The sequence below is a fragment of the Geodermatophilus sp. SYSU D00708 genome (assembly GCF_054050115.1).
On record NZ_JBJGYS010000029.1, the window covers coordinates 15,664 to 36,056 of the forward strand.

Annotated in this window: 21 protein-coding genes and 1 pseudogene; 8 read left to right on the forward strand and 14 right to left on the reverse strand. The window is 73.0% G+C overall.

Translation table 11 applies throughout. From position 1 onward, the window contains the following. The first annotated feature begins 16 nt into the window (after positions 1-16). On the forward strand, positions 17-1,231 hold the full coding sequence (locus tag ACI79D_RS20295; protein ID WP_456920288.1) for a fatty acid desaturase family protein: 1,215 nt from the start codon (positions 17-19) through the stop codon (positions 1,229-1,231). On the opposite strand, the gene ACI79D_RS20300 is transcribed toward ACI79D_RS20295, so the two are convergent. The 4 genes and pseudogenes from ACI79D_RS20300 to ACI79D_RS20315 all read right to left on the reverse strand — a co-directional run bounded on the left by ACI79D_RS20300 (position 1,146) and on the right by ACI79D_RS20315 (position 4,168). Then, a complete protein-coding gene (locus tag ACI79D_RS20300; protein ID WP_456920289.1) occupies positions 1,146-1,664 on the reverse strand; it encodes a DUF7715 family protein in 519 nt (172 codons plus the stop codon). The two genes, ACI79D_RS20295 and ACI79D_RS20300, sit on opposite strands and share 86 nt — an antisense overlap. After that, positions 1,654-1,761 (reverse strand): annotated as a pseudogene (locus ACI79D_RS20305) (DUF7715 family protein); the annotation flags it as partial. The gene ACI79D_RS20300 and the pseudogene ACI79D_RS20305, both read right to left, overlap by 11 nt. Before the next feature lie 117 nt (positions 1,762-1,878). After that, positions 1,879-3,249 carry a replicative DNA helicase gene (gene dnaB / locus ACI79D_RS20310; RefSeq protein ID WP_456920290.1) on the reverse strand — a complete coding sequence of 457 codons (1,371 nt, stop codon included), beginning with the start codon at positions 3,247-3,249 and terminating at the stop codon, positions 1,879-1,881. Positions 3,250-3,724: 475 nt separating this feature from the next. Further along, positions 3,725-4,168, reverse strand: a complete 444-nt coding sequence (locus tag ACI79D_RS20315; protein WP_456920291.1) for a cupin domain-containing protein — start codon at positions 4,166-4,168, stop codon at positions 3,725-3,727. A gap of 74 nt (positions 4,169-4,242) precedes the next feature. Here ACI79D_RS20315 and ACI79D_RS20320 point away from each other — a divergent pair, with 74 nt between their 5' ends. Further along, positions 4,243-4,740, forward strand: coding sequence for a MarR family winged helix-turn-helix transcriptional regulator (locus ACI79D_RS20320; protein ID WP_456920292.1), 498 nt, complete (start codon positions 4,243-4,245; stop codon positions 4,738-4,740). Between the two features lie 116 nt (positions 4,741-4,856). On the opposite strand, the gene rplI is transcribed toward ACI79D_RS20320, so the two are convergent. From rplI to rpsF, 4 genes are all read right to left on the reverse strand, one after another. Then, positions 4,857-5,312 (reverse strand): 50S ribosomal protein L9, encoded by a 456-nt coding sequence (gene rplI, locus ACI79D_RS20325; protein ID WP_456920293.1) that lies wholly within the window; start codon positions 5,310-5,312, stop codon positions 4,857-4,859. 2 nt (positions 5,313-5,314) lie between these two features. Further along, the gene (rpsR, locus tag ACI79D_RS20330; protein ID WP_012951016.1) at positions 5,315-5,551 is read right to left on the reverse strand and encodes a 30S ribosomal protein S18; all 237 of its coding nucleotides are present in this window, start codon (positions 5,549-5,551) and stop codon (positions 5,315-5,317) included. Between the two features lie 96 nt (positions 5,552-5,647). After that, positions 5,648-6,130: a single-stranded DNA-binding protein gene (locus ACI79D_RS20335; RefSeq protein ID WP_456920294.1), complete on the reverse strand. Its 483-nt coding sequence runs from the start codon at positions 6,128-6,130 to the stop codon at positions 5,648-5,650. A gap of 2 nt (positions 6,131-6,132) precedes the next feature. Next, entirely contained in the window at positions 6,133-6,420 is a 288-nt protein-coding gene (rpsF, locus tag ACI79D_RS20340; protein WP_456920295.1) for a 30S ribosomal protein S6, read from the reverse strand. A 193-nt stretch (positions 6,421-6,613) separates the two neighbouring features. Here rpsF and ACI79D_RS20345 point away from each other — a divergent pair, with 193 nt between their 5' ends. After that, a complete protein-coding gene (locus ACI79D_RS20345) occupies positions 6,614-7,426 on the forward strand; it encodes a deoxyribonuclease IV (protein WP_456920296.1) in 813 nt (270 codons plus the stop codon). 35 nt (positions 7,427-7,461) lie between these two features. Here ACI79D_RS20345 and ACI79D_RS20350 read toward each other — a convergent pair whose 3' ends face one another. The 3 genes from ACI79D_RS20350 to ACI79D_RS20360 form a co-directional block, all read right to left on the reverse strand. Then, a complete protein-coding gene (locus ACI79D_RS20350) occupies positions 7,462-8,997 on the reverse strand; it encodes a glycosyltransferase family 87 protein (RefSeq protein ID WP_456920297.1) in 1,536 nt (511 codons plus the stop codon). Between the two features lie 24 nt (positions 8,998-9,021). Next, positions 9,022-11,469, reverse strand: coding sequence for a transglycosylase domain-containing protein (locus ACI79D_RS20355; RefSeq protein WP_456920298.1), 2,448 nt, complete (start codon positions 11,467-11,469; stop codon positions 9,022-9,024). A gap of 167 nt (positions 11,470-11,636) precedes the next feature. After that, the gene (locus ACI79D_RS20360; protein ID WP_456920299.1) at positions 11,637-12,050 is read right to left on the reverse strand and encodes a DUF5318 family protein; all 414 of its coding nucleotides are present in this window, start codon (positions 12,048-12,050) and stop codon (positions 11,637-11,639) included. A 144-nt stretch (positions 12,051-12,194) separates the two neighbouring features. Here ACI79D_RS20360 and ACI79D_RS20365 point away from each other — a divergent pair, with 144 nt between their 5' ends. The 3 genes from ACI79D_RS20365 to ACI79D_RS20375 all read left to right on the forward strand — a co-directional run bounded on the left by ACI79D_RS20365 (position 12,195) and on the right by ACI79D_RS20375 (position 14,983). Continuing rightward, a complete protein-coding gene (locus ACI79D_RS20365) occupies positions 12,195-12,824 on the forward strand; it encodes a PadR family transcriptional regulator (protein WP_456920300.1) in 630 nt (209 codons plus the stop codon). A gap of 92 nt (positions 12,825-12,916) precedes the next feature. After that, the gene (locus ACI79D_RS20370; RefSeq protein ID WP_456920301.1) at positions 12,917-13,996 is read left to right on the forward strand and encodes an inositol-3-phosphate synthase; all 1,080 of its coding nucleotides are present in this window, start codon (positions 12,917-12,919) and stop codon (positions 13,994-13,996) included. 225 nt (positions 13,997-14,221) lie between these two features. Then, positions 14,222-14,983 carry a hypothetical protein gene (locus tag ACI79D_RS20375; RefSeq protein ID WP_456920302.1) on the forward strand — a complete coding sequence of 254 codons (762 nt, stop codon included), beginning with the start codon at positions 14,222-14,224 and terminating at the stop codon, positions 14,981-14,983. 134 nt (positions 14,984-15,117) lie between these two features. Here the strand turns inward: ACI79D_RS20375 and ACI79D_RS20380 are convergent, their stop codons facing one another. Beyond that, complete coding sequence (locus ACI79D_RS20380; protein WP_456920303.1) at positions 15,118-15,690, reverse strand: YqgE/AlgH family protein; 573 nt, start codon at positions 15,688-15,690, stop codon at positions 15,118-15,120. Positions 15,691-15,900: 210 nt separating this feature from the next. Here ACI79D_RS20380 and ACI79D_RS20385 point away from each other — a divergent pair, with 210 nt between their 5' ends. Beyond that, positions 15,901-17,154, forward strand: coding sequence for an MFS transporter (locus ACI79D_RS20385; RefSeq protein WP_456920304.1), 1,254 nt, complete (start codon positions 15,901-15,903; stop codon positions 17,152-17,154). A 32-nt stretch (positions 17,155-17,186) separates the two neighbouring features. Here the strand turns inward: ACI79D_RS20385 and ACI79D_RS20390 are convergent, their stop codons facing one another. Together ACI79D_RS20390 and ACI79D_RS20395 are read right to left on the reverse strand one after the other, a co-directional pair. Continuing rightward, entirely contained in the window at positions 17,187-18,116 is a 930-nt protein-coding gene (locus ACI79D_RS20390) for a DUF559 domain-containing protein (protein ID WP_456920305.1), read from the reverse strand. Positions 18,117-18,217: 101 nt separating this feature from the next. Then, positions 18,218-19,699 (reverse strand): CCA tRNA nucleotidyltransferase, encoded by a 1,482-nt coding sequence (locus ACI79D_RS20395; RefSeq protein ID WP_456920306.1) that lies wholly within the window; start codon positions 19,697-19,699, stop codon positions 18,218-18,220. Between the two features lie 166 nt (positions 19,700-19,865). Here ACI79D_RS20395 and ACI79D_RS20400 point away from each other — a divergent pair, with 166 nt between their 5' ends. Next, positions 19,866-20,342, forward strand: coding sequence for an NUDIX hydrolase (locus ACI79D_RS20400; RefSeq protein WP_456920307.1), 477 nt, complete (start codon positions 19,866-19,868; stop codon positions 20,340-20,342). Positions 20,343-20,393 lie beyond the last annotated feature (51 nt).

A 20,393-nucleotide genomic window follows, 5' to 3' on the forward strand; every position in this document is an offset into this window, starting at 1 on the left:
CCCTGGAGGACTCCGCGTGACCGTGCTGCAGAAGAAGCCCGTCAATCCCATCGCCCACCTGACCCCCGGCGACATCGAGCTGATCGGCAAGGAGCTCGACGAGATCCGCCAGGAGGTCATCGACAGCCGGGGCGAGGCCGACGCGGCGTACATCCGCAAGGTCATCGACGTCCACCGCAAGCTCGAGCTGGGCAGCCGCGCCGTGCTGCTGGCCTCGGGGTTCCCGCCGGCCTGGATCCTGGGGACGATCGGCCTGTCGGTGGCCAAGATCCTCGACAACATGGAGATCGGGCACAACATCCTGCACGGCCAGTGGGACTGGATGCGCGACCCGAAGATCCACTCCACGACGTGGGAGTGGGACATGGCCAGCCCGGCCGACCAGTGGAAGCACTCGCACAACGAGCTGCACCACACGTACACGAACGTGATCGGCAAGGACAACGACCTCGGCTACGGCATCATGCGGGTCGACGAGGACCAGAAGTGGCTGCCGATGTACCTCGGGCAGCCGCTGTGGAGCTTCATCAACGCCTGCTTCTTCGAGTACGGGATCGCCGCCTACGACCTGGAGCTGGGCAAGAACCTGGCCACCAAGGAGCGGCGGGCCGACCCGGCCTTCCGCGCCAACGCCAAGGCCGTGCTGCGCAAGATCGGCCGACAGGCACGCAAGGACTACCTCGTCCACCCGCTGCTGTCCGGACCCAACTTCCTGGCGACCCTGACGGCCAACTTCGTGGCCAACCTGGTGCGCAACCTCTGGTCGAACTCGGTCATCCTCTGCGGGCACTTCCCCGAGGGCGTGGAGACCTTCGAGAAGAAGTCGATCGACGGCGAGACGCGTGGCGAGTGGTACCTGCGGCAGATGCTCGGCTCGGCCAACATCTCCGGGTCCAAGGCGATGCACCTGATGACCGGGAACCTGTCCCACCAGATCGAGCACCACCTGTTCCCGGACCTGCCCAGCAACCGGTACGCCGAGATCGCCCCGAAGGTGAAGGACCTGTTCGACCGCTACGGGCTCAACTACCACGCTGCGCCCCTGCCGAAGCAGGTCGCGTCGGCCTGGCACAAGATCATCCGGCTGTCGCTGCCGAACGGCTGGCTGGACCAGACCACGTGGCGGAACCTGCCGACCCAGCTGGTCAAGCTCTACAAGGCGAGCACCGGCGGGCCGAAGGTCCGCCGTCGCCTGCTGGCCGAGATGCAGGCGCCCGCGGCGGCCGCCTGACCGGCGACCCGGCTGCGCGGAGGGCGGGGGAGGCAGCAGCGGCTGCCGACCCCGCCCTCCGGCGTCTCCGGCCGCGCCGGCGGCGGGTCACGCGTCGCCCGGGCCCGGCGTGGTCCTCCGCCTCCGTCGGACGCGATCGTCGGCTCACCCAGTCCAGTCGCCGGCCCACGACGGTGCCCACGGGCCAGGGCTCCCCGAAGCTCACCGTCTCCTCGACGACCTGGTCGACGAGGTCGGCGAAGTCCTCCTCGCCCACCAGGTCGGGCGTGCACCCGCCGTCGATGAAGAACCCCGCCACGGCCAGCCGCAGGTCCTCGTAGGACAGGTCCACCTCCCGCACCACGGCCGTGGTCGTCGCGCGGTGCGAGTTCATGCCGGAGAAGGACCGCCCACACCCGCAGCCACCGTCGCCGATCGGCGCGGTCGGCGGCACACGCGTCGCCCACGAGGACGAGTTCCCCCTCGACGGCGTGGCAGAAGTCGCCCGGGTGGCCGCCCTGGCCCCGGGACGTCGCGGTCAGCAGCTTCACGGCGTCACCCTCGCAGCAGGGAGCGACGACCCCGGCGCCGTCCGGGAGGGCTGTGGACAGCGCGAGAGGCCCGGAGCGGGGGCGCTCCGGGCCTCTCGGGGTGCTGGGGGGTCGGCGTCAGTTCGCCATGTCCACGAAGCGGCTGTAGTGGCCCTGGAAGGCGACGGTGACGTTCGCGGTGGGGCCGTTGCGGTGCTTGACCAGCATGATGTCGGCCTCGCCGGCCCGCGGGCTCTCCTTCTCGTACATGTCCTCGCGGTGGATCATCATCACCATGTCGGCGTCCTGCTCGATCGAGCCGGACTCGCGGAGGTCGGACAGCATCGGCTTCTTGTCCTGACGCTGCTCGGACCCACGGTTGAGCTGTGACATCGCGATGACCGGGACCTCGAGCTCCTTGGCCAGCAGCTTCAGGGCCCGGGAGAACTCCGAGACCTCCTGCTGGCGGCTCTCGACCTTCTTGCCCGAGGTCATCAGCTGCAGGTAGTCGATGACGACGAGCTTGAGGTCGTTGCGCTGCTTGAGCCGCCGCGCCTTGGCCCGGATCTCCATCATCGTCATGTTCGGCGAGTCGTCGATGTAGAGCGGGGCGTCGGCGATCTCGCCCATCCGCCGGGCCAGCTTCGACCAGTCCTCGTCCGACAGCGTGCCGGCGCGCATGTGGTGCAGCGGCACCTTCGCCTCGGCCGACAGCAGACGCATGGTGATCTCGTGCTTGCTCATCTCGAGCGAGAAGATCACCGCCGGCATGTGGTGCTTCACCGTGGCCGACCGCGCGATGTCCAGACCCAGGGTCGACTTGCCCACACCGGGCCTCGCCGCGATGACGACCATCTGGCCGGCCTGCAGGCCGTTGGTGAGCTCGTCGAGGTCGCGGATGCCGGTGGGCACGCCGCGGGCGGTGCCGCCGCGGGACGCAATGGCGTCGAGCTCGTCCATCGTCGGCTGCAGGACGTCCTCGAGCCGCGAGTAGTCCTCGCTCATCCGCTTCTCGGTGACCTCGTAGATCTCCTGCTGCGCGCGGTCGACGATGTCGTCGACGTCGCCCTTGCCGCCCGCCGCGCCGTAGCCCAGCTGCACCACGCGGGTGCCGGCCTCGACCAGCCGCCGCAGCGTCGCCTGCTCGGCGACGATCGCGGCGTAGTAGCCGGCGTTGGCCGCCGTCGGCGTCGACTGGATCAGCGTGTGCAGGTAGACCGCGCCGCCCATCTTCGACAGCTGGTCGGTGCGGTTGAGCTCAGCGGCGACGGTGATCGCGTCGGCCGGCTCACCCCGCCCGTACAGGTCGAGGATGCAGTCGTAGATGACCGTGTGCGCCGGCCGGTAGAAGTCGTTGCCGTGCAGCACCTCGACGACGTCGGCGATCGCGTCCTTGCTCAGCAGCATGCCGCCGAGCACCGACTGCTCCGCCGCGACGTCCTGCGGCGGCTGCCGGTCGTACTGCGGAGCCGTCGGGGCCGGTCGGCTGAAGTCGTCGGCCACCGCCACGGGGGTTCCTCCATCCACTCACCGGCGCACCCCTGCACAGACCCCGGCCGATCGACCGGGGCCTGGTGGGGGAAGCACCAGAAACGACGTACGCCTGACTCGAACGTCCGTTCGGGTCATTGCTACCCCGGGGCACCGACAGTCCGGGCCGTCCGGAGGAGCTGGAGAGGACGTTAGGAAGAGCGGACGGACCCGTCCAACACCGGTGTGCACCCCGTTCTGCACAACTTGTGGACAAGTCGGTGGACACAGACGTGTCGACATGTGGAGACAGCAGGGGACGGCGGGGAGGTCGCCCGCGTATCCCGCACCTGACCTGCACGGGGACGACCCACGGGGTGTGGACGGGAAAAACCCTGGTGAAAACCGGGTGTCGTCCCCCGGCGTGTCGCCACCCCCGCACAGCAGCCCCAGGGGTCACACGGTTCGCCCCGCACGGGCCGACGCCGTCGACCGCCGGCACCGGGGCCGGGGATCAGCCCTGCAGGGCGGCCGGGACGGGTCCGAGCAGCTCGATGCCGTGCTCGGCGGCGACCCGGAGGACGGCATCGCCACCGGCATCGCCACCGGCACCGCCCCGGGCGCCGAGCGCCGCTGCGGCACGCACGAAGCCCTCCATGGGCGCGCCCGGAGCGTGGACGACGAACACGACGGCGTCCCCGGCCGACTCGTTGCGGACGGTGTGCGGCGTGCCCCCGGCCAGGGGGACGACGTCGCCCGCCGCCGCGGTCGACCGGTGGACCACACCGTCTGGGCCGCCGGCGTAGAAGGTGACCTCACCGCTGAGCACCAAGTAGACCTCCCCCGGGTCGTGGCGGTGCAGCACCGGCGGCCCGCCACCCGGGGGCATGTGGACGCGGACGGCGAACAGGGCGCCGTCGGTCTGCGCGCTGGTGGCCAGGACGGTGACCTCGTCCACCCCGAGGCGAACGGGATCCGGTGTGACAGGATCGACAGGGAGCATGTCCAACAGAGTGGACAGGTGGCCTGTCGATGTCAACACGGATCCCCGTCACCGGTGGTCGGCCCCGCCCGGCCAATCTCGGCGTCCTGCTGCGCGAGGCGTTCGTGGCGGTCAACGACCTCGTCCTCGCTCACCTCGCCGAGTGCGGTCACGCCGCGGTCCGGCCGGCCCACGGCGCGGTCTTCCAGTACCTCGACGACGCCGGGACGACGGTGAGCGTGCTCGCCGAGCGGGCGCAGATGACCAAGCAGGCGATGGCGGAGCTCGTCGCCCACCTGGAGCGGCACGGGTATGTCACCAGGGTCCCCGACCCGGCCGACCGGCGGGCGAAGCTGGTCCTGCCCACCGAGCGGGGGCGCGAGGTCGTGACCATCGCGCAGAGCCTGGTCCCCGAGCTGGAGGAACGGGTCACCGGTGCCTTGGGTCCGGAGCGCGTGCACGCGCTCCGCGACGACCTGGAGGCGATCCGCCGGTCGGCGACCGAGGAGCTCGCCCGGCAGTCGGGCCGCCGCGCGGGCGACGGCTGACGACAGGGACCGACCGCGAGGCTGAGCCCGCAGACGCCGTGAGGGGCGCCGGACCGGGTCCGACGCCCCTCACGGGCGGTGTCGTGCGCCCCTGCAGCGGTGGCAGGGGTCCGTGCTCAGCCGGCGACGACCTCGATCGCCAGCTGGGTGGTCACCTCGGGGTGCACCCGCACGGTGACGGTGTGCTGGCCCGTGGTCTTGATGCTGCTGGGCAGCTCCACCCGGCGCCGGTCGAGCTCGGGGCCACCGGCGGCGGTCACGGCGTTGACGACGTCGGCGGTGGTGACCCGGCCGAACAGCCGGCCACCGTCACCGGCGCGGGCCGGCACGCGGACGGTCAGGCCCTTGAGGCGCCCGGCCACGGCCTGGGCCTCCTCGAGCGAGCGCACCTCGCGGACGGCACGCGCCCGACGCAGGGACTCGACCTGCTTCTCGGCACCGCGGGTGGCGACGATCGCCAGGCCGCGGGGCAGGAGGTAGTTGCGGGCGTACCCGCCCCTGACCTCCACCGTGTCACCGGAGGACCCGAGACCGGTGACCTCCTGCGTCAGGATCAGCTTCTGGGTGCTCATGGTCAGCGCGCCGTGGAGGTGTAGGGCAGCAGGGCCATCTCACGGCTGTTCTTGACGGCCGTGGCGACGTCCCGCTGGTGCTGGCTGCAGTTGCCGCTCACGCGGCGGGCACGGATCTTGCCGCGGTCGGAGATGAACTTCCGCAGCAGGGTCGTGTCCTTGTAGTCGATGTAGGTCGCCTTGTCCTTGCAGAACTGGCAGACCTTCTTCTTGGGCTTGCGAACGGGGGGCTTGGCCACCGGGGTTCTCCAGATACGAGAGGTTCAGGTAACGAGTGGCCCCGCTGCGGGGTCCCGCGCCGAGCGGAGCGAGGCGTGGGGGGCAGCGGGGTCCTTTCAGAAGGGCGGTTCGTCCGACGGCGGGGCCGGGGTCGACCACGGGTCGCTGGACCCGCCGCCACCGCCGAAGCCACCGCCACCGCCACCGCCGCCGAAGCCGCCACCGCCCTCGCCGCGCGAGGCCTTGGTGACCTTCGCGGTGGCGTAGCGGAGCGACGGGCCGACCTCGTCGACCTCGAGCTCGACGACGGTGCGCTTCTCGCCTTCCTTCGTCTCGAACGACCGCTGCTTGAGCCGGCCGGAGACGATCACCCGCGAGCCGCGGGTCAGCGACTCGGCGACGTTCTCCGCCGCCTGCCGCCACACGTTGCAGCGCAGGAAGAGCGCCTCGCCGTCCTTCCACTCCTGCGACTGACGGTCGAAGGTCCGCGGCGTGGAGGCCACGGTGAAGTTGGCGACCGCGGCGCCGGACGGCGTGAACCGCAGCTCGGGGTCCGACGTCAGGTTGCCGATGACGGTGATGACGGTCTCGCCGGCCATGGTCAGTGGACCTCGGGCCGCATCAGCTTCGTGCGCAGGACCGACTCGTTCAGGTTGAGCTGACGGTCGAGCTCGGCGACCGCGGCGGGCTCGGCCTGGATGTCGATGACGGCGTAGATGCCCTCGACCTGCTTCTTGATCTCGTAGGCCAGCCGGCGGCGGCCCCAGATCTCGGTCTTCACGGTGCCACCGGAGTTGGTGACGACGGTCAGGAACCGGTCGAGCGAGGGCGCGATGGTGCGCTCCTCGAGATCGGGGTCGAGGATGACCATCAGTTCGTAGTGACGCACGGAGAACCCCACCTCCTCTGGTCTGGCGGCTGCAGTCGGTCTGCAGCAGGAGGGTCGTACACGCGTCGCGCGCCCCGTCCGGTGACAGCCACCGGGGGAACGCGCCCCGACCAGGCTACCAGCGGCCCCGTCCAGAGGCTCGCCGCGAGCCGGCGAGCGGTGAGGGGGACGGGGTCCTTCTAGGGTCGGGCCCGTGGCAGCTCACCCGATCGGCGTACACGTCGGCCCCGGCCTGACCGAGGACAACGAGCTCGACGCCGGCGGCCCGCTGGCCCGGGCCGCGGAGATGGACGCCGACGGCGTGCAGGTCTTCCTCGCCGACCCGCAGGGGTGGACCGCCCCCAAGCCGCGCCCGGACGCCGCCGACCTGCTCGCCAGCGACGTCGTGGTCGTCGTCCACGCGCCGTACGTACTCAACGTGGCGACGACGAACAACCGCATCCGCATCCCCAGCCGCAAGCTGCTGGACAAGCACGCGCAGGCCTCCGCGGCGATCGGCGCGCTGGGGATGGTGGTGCACGGCGGCCACGTGCTGGCCAAGGACGACCCGGCCGTCGGCGTCGACAACTGGCGCAAGACCTTCGCGCGGCAGGCCGAGGACGGCGGGTTCCCCGTTCCGCTGCTCATCGAGAACACCGCCGGCGGCGGCAACGCCATGGCCCGCGACCTCGACGCCATCGCCCGGCTGTGGGAGGCGATCGGCGAGTTCGGCGCCGGCTTCGTGCTCGACACCTGCCACGCCTGGGCCGCCGGCTGGGACCTCGCCACGGCCGTGGCCGACGTCCGGGCGATCACCGGCCGCATCGACCTGGTGCACCTGAACAACAGCCGCGACCCGGCCGGTTCCAGCCGCGACCGGCACGCCCCGCTGACGTCCGGGGAGATCCCGTTCGGGCTGCTGGCCGACGTCGCCCGCGCCGCCGACTGCCCGGTGGTCCTCGAGACCCCCGGTGACGCCGCCGAGCACGCCGCCGAGATCCAGGCCCTCAGGGCGGCCCTGGCCTGACGGGGAGGACCCGGCCCAGCCGGGGACGGCTCCGCTCAGCCGGGGGACGGCACCTGGCCGCGGTGCGGCCCGGAGGGCCGCAGTGTCATCGCGTCGGGGGCGTGGTCGAGCACGCCGCCGGCGGGGTCGTCGACGCCGGGCCAGCCGGTCCGGACGACGTCCCCGTCGGGGTGCCAGACGTCGCGCACGACCAGCGCCATGAGGACGACCACGGCGGCGTCCCGGATGGTGACCGCGAGGAAGAACCACTCCACCTCGACGCCGCGGTTGTCGGTGCCGAGGTACCAGAGCATCCGCGGCACCCACAGCAGCGCCTCGGTGGCCTGCCAGAGCAGCAGCGAGCGCCACCGCGGCCGGGCCAGCACCGCCAGCGGCAGCAGCCACAGCGAGTACTGCGGGCTCCACACCTTGTTGACCAGCAGGAACCCGGCGAGCAGCAGGAAGGCCACCTGGGCCACGCGGGGCCGCACCGGGGCGGCGAGGGTCAGCCAGGCCACCGCGGCCACGAGGGCGACGAGCGCGAGGGCGACGACCGCGTTGAGCACCGCCGGCGTCTCGCCCTCGGCCGGGACCCCGCCGAACAGCCGGCCGCCGGTGACGGTGATCGCGATGTTCCACAGCGTGTCCGGATCGGCCGGCCGCTCGCTGTTGAGCCGGAAGAACCGCGCCCAGTTCTCCGGCGCGAGGACGGCCACCGGCACGTCGACCAGCAGCCAGGCGGCGCCCGCCGCGACGGCGGTCCCCAGCCAGGTGCGCAGCCGCCCGGCGCGCAGGCACAGCAGGAACAGGGCGCCGAGCAGCACGACCGGGTAGAGCTTGGCCGCGACGCCCAGGCCCAGCAGCGCCCCGGCCAGCACCGGCCGCCGCCGCGCCCACGCCCACAGGCCGAGGGCGGCCAGCGCCACGGCGAGCAGGTCCCAGTTGGTGAACGCGTGCACGAACAGCAGCGGCGAGAGGCCGACCATGGCCGCGTCCCAGGGCCGCCGTCCCGACGTGCCGAGGACGGCGCGGGTCACCAGGAGCGCGCACAGCGAGAGCAGCAGGCAGGTGGCGACGTAGTACGACTGCACGGCCGGGACGTCGGGCAGCACACCGACGGCGGCGGCGAGCGCGTCGTAGACCCGCCCGAGGCCGGCCGCGACGGCCATGAAGGCGCCGGTGAGGACCGGGTACTCGACGGCGGAGTCGAGGTAGGGCACCTCGCCCCGGTCGAGCCCGTGCAGGCCGAACAGCGGCACGGTGTCCGAGTAGCAGAAGTGGGTGTACTGCACCGAGCCGGCCCAGTTGCCGTCGGAGCAGGGCGCCTGCTTGACCCAGGCCAGGGCGAGCACCGCCGTGGTGAACAGCAGGCAGACGCGCAGCGGAGTCCAGAACAGCGCGCGCCCGGTGACCGCGTGGCGGCCCCACGGGCCGCCGACGGCCTCGCTGGCCTGGATCGCGACCGGGTCGGTCCAGGTGGGGACGACGCGGTCGGGCCGGCCGGGGTCGGCCGCGACAACCCCCGGAGACGCCGAGGGCCCGTCCGCCGGCTGTGCTGCCGGATCGGACGGGCCCGTCGGGGTGCTGCTCACGGGGCTCAGTCTGCCCCGCGGGGGTCAGCCGGCCGGTTGCACCGGGACGGCGGGTTGACCGTTCTCGGTGTCCGCCCCCTCGGAGGTGTCCTCGCCGGTGTCGCCGGTCTCGTCCTCGGACGGGACGTCGTTGCCGCTGTCGGCGTCGTCGTTGCCGCCGCCGTTGTCGGCGTCCTCGCCCCCGTTGCCGTTGCCGTTGCCGTTCCCGTTGTCGCCGTTGCCGTTCCCGTTGCCGCTGTCCGCGGACTCGTCCTCGGAGTCGTCCTGGGTCGGCTCGGCGGGCTCGGAGGACCGGGTCGGCGCCGATGAGGTCCGCTGCGGGGTGGACTCCGTCGTGGGCGCGGGCACACCGACGCCGGTGTCGCCCCGGATGAGCGCCCGGTCGGGCAGGTCCTCCTCCGGCGTCCCGTCCAGCACGGTGTTCATGAACTCCTGCCAGATCGCCCCGGGCAGGCCCGAGCCGTAGATGATCTGGCCGCCCGTGGTCACGATCGGGTCGCTGGGGGAGTCGTTGCCCATCCACACCGCGGTCGAGATCGACGGCGTGTAGCCGACCATCCAGGCGTCGGAGTTGTCCTCGCCCTGGCCCTGCGTACCGGTCTTGCTGGCGACCTCGCGGCCGCCGTCGAGCGCCCGCCGCGAGTAGGACGCCACGCCCTTGAGCGCGTAGGTGACGTCGCTGGCGATGTCGGCCGGGATGGCCTGGTCGCCGGTGTCGCCGTTGTAGTCCAGCAGGACGGTGCCCTGGTTGTCGGTCACCCGGGTGACGAAGAACGGCTCGTGCTCGACGCCGCCGTTGGCGAAGGTGGCGAAGCCGTGCGCCTGGTCGATCGGGCGCATCTCGTACTCGCCGATGCCGATCGCCGACCCGGTGTACCCGTCGGAGTTGGCCAGCGTGGTCTTGTCCTTGAGCGCACCGCCCTGCCAGGTCTCGGGCAGCCCGGTGGCGGCCAGCGCGGTCTCCCGGACCTTGTCCGGGCCGACCTCGTAGGCCAGCCCGTAGAACGTGGTGTTCAGCGAGCGGGTCATGGCCTCGACGAGGGTGCAGGCGCCGCAGGAGGCGCCGCCGGAGTTGCGCACCAGCGCGTCCCGGTCGGGGAACTTCTGCGGCGAGCTGCCGTCCCGGCGGGCGTTGACGCTGATCCCCTGCTCGAGGGCGGTGGCCAGCGTGTAGGGCTTCATCGACGAGCCGGGCTGCCGCTGGGCCTGCGCGTAGTCGGTGCCCGTGCCGTTGCGCCCGCCGAAGTAGGCCTTCACCGCGCCGGTGTGCGGGTCGACCGAGACCAGCGCCTGGCGCAGGCCCTCGGGCTCGCCGGCCATCACGGTGTCGACGGCGGCGATCGCGGCGTCCTGGTAGCGCTTGTCGACCGTCGTGGTAATCCGCAGGCCACCGGCGCGGATCTGCTGCTCGGTGTAGCCCTTGGCCTCGAGCTCGGCCATGGCGCGCTGCACGACGAGGCCCTCGGGGCCCTCCGGGATGCCCAGCGACGAGCCGCCCTTGGGCAGCACCTGCGGGTAGACCGAGGCGTCCCGCTCGGCCTGGGTGAGCCAGCCCTCCTCGACCATCGCGTCGAGCACCAGGCCCCAGCGGTCCTGCGCGGCCTCGGGGTTGACCTCCGGGTCGTAGTTGCTGGGGCTGCGGACCAGGACGGCGAGGACGGCGCCCTGCTGCGGGGTGAGCTCGGCGGCGGGGACGCCGAAGAAGGTGTTCGCGGCGGCCTCGATGCCGTTGGCGCCCCGCCCGAAGTAGATGGTGTTCAGGTAGTTCTCGAGGATCTCGTCCTTGTCGTAGTTGTTGTCCAACTTGATGGCGAGGAAGAGCTCCTGGAACTTGCGGCTGAACGTCTGCTCCTGGGTCAGGAACGCGTTCTTGACGTACTGCTGGGTGATCGTCGACCCGCCCTGCGTGGAGCCGCCCGTGAGGTTGTTCCAGGCGGCCCGGACGATGCCGGTGAAGGAGATGCCGGGGTCGGAGTAGAAGCTGCGGTTCTCCGCGGCCAGGATGGCGTTGCGGGCCGGCTCGGACACCCGGTCGAGGGGGACGTTGGTGCGGTTGCCCCCGTCGACGCCCAGCCGGGCCATCTCCGTGGTGCCGTCGGCGTAGTACACGACGGTGGTCTGCGCGTTCTGCACCGAGCTCGGGTCGGGGACCTCGGTGGTGGCGTACACGACGCCGACGAAGACGCCGAGGAGCACCAGCATCCCGGCGAAGGCGGCGGCGAGGACCTTGAGCCGGCGGCGACGCTTCTGCTTCTTCGTCCGCGCTGCCTTGCCGTTGGCGGCCGGACCCCTGCCGGCCGGCTTCGCACCTCGTGCGGCGGGAGCGCCGGTGCGCGACGTCGTCGTCCGGGCTCCGCGGCCGGCCGGCGGACGCCGGTTGCCGCCGTTGCCGCCGCCGGTGCGACCGGGTGGCGGTCGGCGGTCCGAGCCGCCAGGCGGCCCGACCGGGGAGGTCTCGTCGTGGGGAGGCACGAAGGGGCCCCTCTCTGACTCGTTGGTGGACACGGGACACACGCGTCCCGCGCCAGGGTGTCGTCTTCAGCTGTGGAATCGGGGGAGGACCCGCGACAGCGCCGTCCCACAGCGGTCCTGTGAGACGGAAGGGTCCACCGGGGCGTCTTTGTTCCCCGGCGCGGCGACTACTCCGTCGCCGCGCGCCGGCGGGTGCGGCGGGGCGAGCGCCCCGGCTCCGGCTCGGCGCCCAGGAGGTACGAGCAGTCCAGGTGGTTCCAGCCGCAGCTCCGGCACACCTGGACGGCGTAGACGGTGAACTCCTCCTGCGCGGCGTCCATGCGGGCGAGTTCGGCCTGCGTCTTGGCCTGACCCGCCGTGGGCCCGAGGTGCTCCCCGTAGACGTAGCTGACCAGCGTGAGACGGTCCTTGCGGCACACGGGGCAGGCGACGTCGGTCGCCTCACCGTGGTACCTGGCCGCGCGGGTGAGGTACGGACTGGCGTCGCAGACCTCGAAGAGCCCCGTGCGTCCGGCGTACACGTCGGCGAGGACGGCTCGCCGCTGCAGCGAGTAGTCCACGACGGATCGACGTCCGGGCACGGCGTCAATGTACGCACCGGGGACGACGTCCGACGCCTCCTCGGGTGCTGACCGGCGTTCGGACCGCCGTCTCCGGTTGCCGACCCGATCTCGAGCGGATGTATCGTCCCGATACATCGGATCGTGGGGCGAAGGGGAGGCGACGTGCTCGAGTTCGCCATCCTGGGCCTGTTGCACCAGCACCCCATGCACGGCTACGAGCTGCGCAAACAGCTCGCACAACTGCTCGGGGGGCTGCGCAGCATCTCCTACGGGTCGTTGTATCCCGCGCTCAAGCGGCTGCACGCCGCCGGGTACGTCACCACCGAGGACCCGGAACCGCGTGCACTGCTGCCGGCCGACGCACCGCCGCTCACCGGCCGGCGCGGGAAGGTCGTCTACACGATCACCGCGGAGGGGAAGGAGCGCTTCCACGACCTGGTCAGCCAGTCCGGCCCGGAGGCGTACGACGACGGCGGGCTCTTCGGCGTCCGCCTGGCGTTCTTCCGGCACACCGCCGCGGACGTGCGGCTGCGGATCCTCGAGGGCCGCCGCCGCACGGTGGAGCGGCAGCGGGAGGGCTTGCGCTCGTCGCTGAGCCGCACCCGCGAACGCCTCGACCGCTACACGCTCGAGCTCCAGCGCCACGGCCTGGAGTCGGTGGACAGAGAGGTCCGCTGGCTCGCCGAGCTGATCGACAAGGAGCGCACCGACGACGAGCGGCGCCGAGCAGCCGGCGTCGACGACGGAGACGCCGTCCCGCCGGACGGCCCGGTCCCCCCTCGCCCCGAATGACCCGACGGAGGCCCCGGCCCCCGTCCCGAGAAGGACCGCCCGCGGTCCGCGAGTCCAGGACCGCACCCCGGTCTGCGAACAAGGAGAGCTCCATGGGTTCTGTGAAGGTCGCCATCGTCGGCGTCGGCAACTGCGCCGCCTCGCTGGTGCAGGGCGTGCACTACTACCGCGACGCCGACGAGACGACGTCGGTGCCGGGCCTGATGCACGTGCGCTTCGGCGAGTACCACGTGTCCGACGTGGAGTTTGTCGCCGCCTTCGACGTCGACGCGAAGAAGGTCGGCCGCGACCTCTCCGAGGCCATCGTCGCCAGCGAGAACAACACCATCAAGATCTGCGACGTCCCGCCGCTGGGCGTCCCGGTGCAGCGCGGCACCACCCTCGACGGGCTGGGCCGGTACTACCGGGAGACCATCGAGGAGTCCGACGAGCAGCCGGTGGACGTCGTCTCGGTGCTGCGCGAGACCGGCGCCGACGTGCTGGTCTGCTACCTGCCGGTCGGATCGCAGCAGGCCGCCGAGTTCTACGCCCAGTGCGCCCTGGACGCCGGGGTCGCGTTCGTCAACGCCCTCCCGGTGTTCATCGCCGGCACCCAGGAGTGGGCGGACAAGTTCACCGCGGCCGGTGTGCCGATCGTCGGTGACGACATCAAGAGCCAGGTCGGCGCGACCATCACCCACCGGGTGCTGGCCAAGCTCTTCGAGGACCGCGGCGTGCAGCTCGACCGCACGATGCAGCTCAACGTCGGCGGCAACATGGACTTCAAGAACATGCTCGAGCGCGAGCGGCTGGAGTCCAAGAAGATCTCCAAGACCCAGGCCGTCACCAGCCAGGTCGACCGGGACATGGGCAAGGAGAACGTGCACATCGGCCCGTCGGACCACGTGCCGTGGCTGTCGGACCGCAAGTGGGCCTACGTGCGGCTGGAGGGCCGTGCGTTCGGCGACGTCCCGCTGAACCTGGAGTACAAGCTCGAGGTCTGGGACTCCCCGAACTCGGCCGGCATCATCATCGACGCCGTCCGCGCCGCGAAGATCGCCAAGGACCGCGGCATCGGCGGCCCGATCCTGTCGGCGTCCTCCTACTTCATGAAGAGCCCGCCGGTGCAGTACAGCGACAGCGAGGCCCGCGACGCCGTCGAGGCGTTCATCCGGGGCGACGTCGAGCGCTGACGGCCGCCCTGCAGGGTCCCGCCGCGAGAGTGCGAGCGGTGGGGGGCAGGGGGTGGTCCTTCCACCCGTTCTCCCCACCCTTCGCAGGCTCGGGGTGGGCCCCGGAACGGAGCCGCTGACAGGGCCCGTCCCCATCCGGGGGCGGGCCCTGCCGCGTTCCGGGACCCCTGTCGCGTTCCGCGTGGAGCACCGCCGCGACCTGCGGCCCTGCCTACGCTGGGCCGCATGCCGCCGCGCCGCCGTCCGCTCGTCCCGGCCCTGGGGCTGGTGCTCGTGCTGGCCGCCGGGTGCTCGGCGGAGGAGACCGAGCGGCCGCCCGGGGACCCGGTCACCGCCGAGGAGGCCGGCGTCCTCGCCGCGCTGCTGGCGCGCAACGAGGAGCAGGGCGGCGCGGACTTCGTGGTGACCGCTCCCTACGGGGAGGACACCGTCCTCACCCTCACCGGCGAGGTGGACTTCCCCGGTCAGGTGGGCCGCGCGCAGGCGGTGACGACCTACGGCGGCGGGCATCCCGACACGGCCCGCACGCTGTTCTTCACGTCCGACACGGTGTGGTTCGGGGACGTCCCGGGGCTCGCCGAGTACCTGACCGGGGCCGGGCTGCCCGAGGCCTCCTACGTGAGCCGGCCGCTGGCGACGGGCGAGGAGTCGCCGCTCACCGACGTCCTGGTCCGGCTGGTGCTCAACCTCGCCGCCGAGGAGCCGGACGACGCCGCCGCCTTCCGCGGCGGGGACTACTCCTGGCAGGGCGAGCGCTCGGTCGACGGCGAGCTCACCGCGGTCTACGCCTCGGAGACGGGCTGGTCGGTGGCGGTGGACAACTCCAGCGACCTGCTGGTCCAGTTCGTCACCCGGCTGCCCGATCAGGACTTCGACGTGACGGTGACGCTGTCCGACCACGGGGAGCGGGCGATCGCGCCGCCGGAGGAGTCGCAGACCGTCGACGGCGACGAGCACCCGGAGGTCGCCGCGGCCGTCGGGCTGTAGAAGGACCCCGTGCGGAGAGGCACCCGACCCCGGACGTGCGGAAGGGGCGGCCTCTTCCCCAGACCGCCCCTTCCAGAACTCTTCCTACCAGATCCGCCTCGATCGCGCTGCCCGTGCCGGGCGGATCGTGACCTTCAGTTGACCGACGGGTCGGCGGGCGCGGTGGACAGCACCGCCAGCCGCCCGGTCTGCCGGCCCATCACCCGGCGCCACAGCTCCGGACCGGCCAGCGGGCTGAGCACGTCGTCCGGACGGCCCGGGACACACGCCCACGCGCCCTCGGCGATCTCCCCGGCCAGCTGGCCTGGCGACCAGCCGGCGTAGCCGGCGAACACCCGCAGCCCGCGGACCTGACCGTCGAGCACGTCGGGGTCGGCGTCGAGGTCGACCAGGTGGACGTCGCCGGCGACCCGGCGCAGGCCGCAGTCGTCCCCCGGGGCCAGGCAGACGGCCAGGCACAGGGCGGTGTCGGTCTCGCAGGGCCCGCCCACGTGGAACACGCCCGGCTCGACGGCCAGGTCGCACCAGCCGGGCAGCACGTCGCGGATCTCGACCTGGCTCGGCCGGCCCAGGACCACGCCCAGCGTGCCGGTGTCGCCGTGGTCGAGGACGAAGACCACCGTGCCGGCGAACGTCGGGTCGGTGAGGCTCGGCATCGCCACGAGCAGCGAGCCCGGGCGGACGTCCTCGAGGCTGCCGATCGACATGGCGGGCACCGCTTCCGGACGACGTCGCCCCGTCGCCGGGCGGCCAGGCGGCCCGGACTCTGGTTCGGACGGAGGCGGGGGAGTCATCGCGTCCAGTGTGCCCCACCCGACCGCCCCACGGAGTACGAGGGGAGCCCGCCTGTGAAGGGACGTTGGACCTCGGCTCGTCGTCCACCGTGAGGGACCGGGCAGCCACCGTAGGGTGACGGCGTGCGGCAGGCGGGGACGACCGTGCGCCGCCTCCTCGGCCGGGCCGACTTCCGCCGGCTCCTCGCCACGCGGCTCACCTCGCAGGCCGGGGACGGCGTGCTGCAGGCCGCCCTCGCCGGCACGGTCCTGTTCAACCCGCAGCGCGCCGCCGACCCCCTCGACGTGGCGGCCGGGTTCGCCGTCCTGCTGCTGCCCTACTCCCTCGTCGGGCCGTTCGCCGGCGCCCTGCTCGACCGGTGGAGCCGCCGGCAGGTGCTGCTGTGGTGCGGCGTCCTGCGGGCCGGCCTGGTCGCCGTCCTGGCCGCCCTGGTGGCGGGCGGGGTGGCCGGGGAGCCGTTCCTGCTGACCGGGCTGGCGGTGTTCTCGGTCAACCGGTTCGTGCTCTCCGCGTTGTCCGCGGCGCTGCCGCACACCACCGACCAGCCGTCCCTGGTGCCGGCCAACGCGGTGTCGACGACGGCCGGGTCCGTGGCGACGGTCGTCGGTGGGGCGGTCGCGGTGGCGCTGCTCTCGCTGGGCAGCGCCGGGGACGGGGCCTACGCGGTGCTGACGGCCGGCGCGGCCGCGCCCTACCTGCTGTCGGCCGTGGCGGTGGCCGGCCTCGGGCGCGGCGCCCTGGGCCCGGACGGCGGCTCCCGGCTCACCCTCCGCGACGTGGTCACCGGGATGCTGGCCGGCGCCCGTCACGTGTGGGGGATCCGCCCGGCCGCCGCCGCGCTGGCCGTCATCACGCTGCACCGGCTGTGCTTCGGGCTGGTCACGCTGATGACGCTGCTGCTGTTCCGCAACACGCTCGGCCCGTGGGGTCCCGTGCCTCGGGGACTGGCCGGCCTGGGGGTGGTGGTGGCGGCCGGCGCGGCGGGCACCCTGCTGGCCGCGGTCGTGACCCCGCCGGCGGTGCGGCGCCTGGGCCGGAGGGGCTGGGTGACCCTCGTGCTGGCCCTGCTCGCGCCGGCGACGGTGGCCCTCGGGCTGGCGTTCTCCGCACCGGCGGTGGTCCTGGTCGGCTTCGCGCTGGGGTTCGGCGGCCAGGCGGTGAAGATCTGCGTGGACAGCACGCTGCAGGAGACGGTCGAGGACGACGTCCGCGGCCGGGTGTTCGCCGTCTACGACATGCTGGTCAACGTCAGCTACGTGGTGGCGCTGCTGGTCGCGGCGGTGCTGCTGCCGGCGTCGGGGGTCTCGTCCGCGGTCGTGCTCACGGTCGGCGTCCTCTACGCCCTCGCCGCCCTCCTCGCCTCCGCATCGCTCTAGCGGAGTGCCACGGCGCGGATTCCGCGCCCCTCTCACTCCATTGCACCGCCGAGCGCCGCCCGGATCTCCGCGCCACACGCGGCCTGCTCCGACCGCAACCGCCGCACCGGGAACCGCAGCACGCGGATCCCGACCCCCTGGATGGCGTTCTGCCGTCGCAGGTCGCCGTCCCAGTCACTGGCGCTGAGGTGGAACGCGGCCCCGTCCGCCTCGACGCCCACCCGCCGGTGCCGCCAGTAGGCGTCCAGGTAGTAGGTGCCGGACGGCGTCACGATCTCCGCGTTCCACTCCGGCTCGGGCAGGCCTGCGGCGAGCACCACCCGCCGGAGGTCGGCCTCGCCCACCGACCGCATGCCGCGGGCGGCGTCGGCGACCGCGGCCCTCAGCCAGGGACCGGCCCGCCGACCCGCCGCACGGACCTCTTCGGCCAGGTCCTCGACCGTCGCCAGGCCCTTCTGGAGCACGTCCGACACCGCGTGGTCGACGTCCTGCCGGCGGCCGGCGCTCATCGCGACGTCGGCCACGGCGCGGGCAGCCGTCGTGGTCCGCAGGCCGTCCACCGTGAGGTCCCCCAGCGGACGGCGGGACTGGTGGACGACGACGAAGCCGCTGGATGCGAGGTGGCGGCCGTGCGGCACGGACACCTCCACGAGTCCTGAGTCCGGAGGGGCGACGTACTCTCCCCGCACGCCGGCCACTCGGCGGCGGGCCACCGGCTCGGCGATGCGGGCTCCCTGCAGGACCAGGGCACTGGAGTGGGAGAGGCAGCCGTCAGGCCCCGCCCACGCGAGACCCGTGAGGTACCTCTCCCGCCGGGTCAGCGCTCCGGAGTGGAGGACGACGACCCCGGGGACCGGTTCCTGCCACCGGCCGGACCGGACGGCTCTGCGGATGCGGTCCTTCCCCACACCGAGGGCGGCGAGCTGACGGCGGTGGGCCACCGTGGTCCGGTCGGAACGCATGACCCGACCCTGACCGACGGCGCCTCTGCCGGGCCGCCTGTCCACAGGTGCGCGTCGTGAGTGGAGTGAGAGGGGCGCGGAATCCGCGCCGTGGGACTCCGCTACGAGCGGGCGGCCCACCAGGCGCGGAGCTCGGCCTCGGCCTCCTCGGGGTCCATCGGGCCGCGCTCCAGCCGCAGGTCCTTGAGGTACTTCCACGCCTCGCCGACCTCCCGGCCCGGCGGGATCCCCAGGATCGCCATGATCGCGTTGCCGTCGAGGTCGGGGCGGACCCGCGCGAGGTCCTCCGCCGCCGACAGCTCCGCGATCCGCCGCTCCAGCGAGTCGTACGTGGCCGACAGCGCCGCGGCCCGGCGCTTGTTGCGGGTCGTGCAGTCCGAACGGACCAGCTTGTGCAGCCGCGACAGCAGGTCCCCGGCGTCGGTGACGTACCGGCGGACGGCGGAGTCGGTCCACTCGCCGCGGCCGTAGCCGTGGAACCGCAGGTGCAGGAAGGTCAGCCGGGCGACGGCCTCGACGACGTCCTTCGGGTAGCGCAGCGCGGTCAGCCGCTTGCGCACCAGCTTCGCGCCGACCACCTCGTGGTGGTGGAACGACACCCGGCCGCGCGCCTCGTGCCGCCGGGTGGCCGGCTTGCCGATGTCGTGCAGCAGCGCGGCCAGCCGCAGCACCAGGTCCGGCGACTCCGCGTCCGGATCGGCCTGCTCCAGCGCGATCGCGCGGTCGAGGACGGTGAGGGAGTGGGCGTAGACGTCCTTGTGCTGGTGGTGCTCGTCGATCTCCATCCGCAGCGCGGACAGCTCGGGCAGCACGACGTCGGCCAGCCCGGTCGACACGAACAGCTCCAGCGCCGCCCGGGGACGGTCCTGCAGCAGGGTCTTGGACAGCTCCGCCTGCACCCGCTCCGGGGTGATGCGGGCCAGCTGGTCCGACATCGCGGTCATCGCCTCGACGACGTCGTCGGACGGCGTCAGCTCCAGCTGCGCGACGAACCGGACGGCGCGCAGCATCCGCAGCGGGTCGTCGGCGAAGGAGTCGGCCGCGGCGCCGGGGGTGCGCAGCCGCTTGGCGAGCAGGTCGCCGAGGCCGCCGTAGGGGTCGGTGACGGTGCGGTCAGGGCCGAGCGAGACCGCCATCGCGTTGACGGTGAAGTCGCGGCGGGCCAGGTCGTCGACGAGGGAGTCGCCCCAGGCCACCTCGGGGTTGCGCGACTCCCGGTCGTAGCGGTCGGCGCGGAAGGTGGTGATCTCCAGCCGGACGCCGTCCACCTCGGCGCCGACGGTGCCGAAGGCGATCCCGGTGTTCCACGTGGAACTGGCGAAACCGCGCAGCAGCCGCAGCACCTCGACGGGCCGGGCGTCGGTGGTGAGGTCCAGGTCGCCGGGCACGCGCGGCTGCCCCGAGCCGGCGGCGAGCAGCGCGTCGCGGACCGACCCGCCGACCAGGTGGATCTCGAAGCCGGCCTCGGTGAACCGCTCCCCGAGCCGGGTCAGGACGGGGGAGACGTCGACGAGCTCCCGCACGGTCTGCTGGACGGCGGGAGGAACAGCGTCGTCGCCAGGACTCGAGGGGTGATCGGACACGACGGTCCAGGGTAGTGGCGCGCCGGACGGACCCTGGCGTGGCTCCGCTCTCCACGCGGGGCCCGCGGCCGCACGCTCGCGGTGGGACCCTGCAGCGCGGCCGTTCGGGCTCGTTCCCGCTGCGATGCTCACGGAGCTCTCGCCGGACGCGCGCTACCCTCCAGGCATGGCTGGGACGGGCGGGCGCGGGCGACCCGGCCGCCGGTTGCGGCGGGTCGACGAGACCTCCGCCGGGGGCCTGGTGGTGGCCGACGACCCGATCACGGGGCCGCGGGCCGCCCTCATCGGCCGCACCGACCGACGCGGCCGGCTGCTCTGGTCGCTGCCCAAGGGGCACATCGAGGAGGGCGAGACCCCGGAGGACACCGCCGTCCGGGAGGTCGCCGAGGAGACCGGCATCATCGGCGAGGTCGTCGCCCCGCTGGGGATCATCGACTTCTGGTTCGTCGCCGACGGCCGCCGCGTGCACAAGACCGTCCACCACTTCCTGCTCCGCGCCGTCGGAGGGGCCCTGTCCGACGCCGACATCGAGGTGACCGAGGTCGCCTGGGTGCCCCTCGACGAGCTGAGCGAGCGGCTCGCCTACGCCGACGAGCGGGCCCTGGTGGAACGGGCTCCCGCGCTCCTCGCCGACAGCGCGTGAGCGGTCGGGACGCCTCCCGCACCGGCTCCGCCACTCCGGGCACCGGCGGAG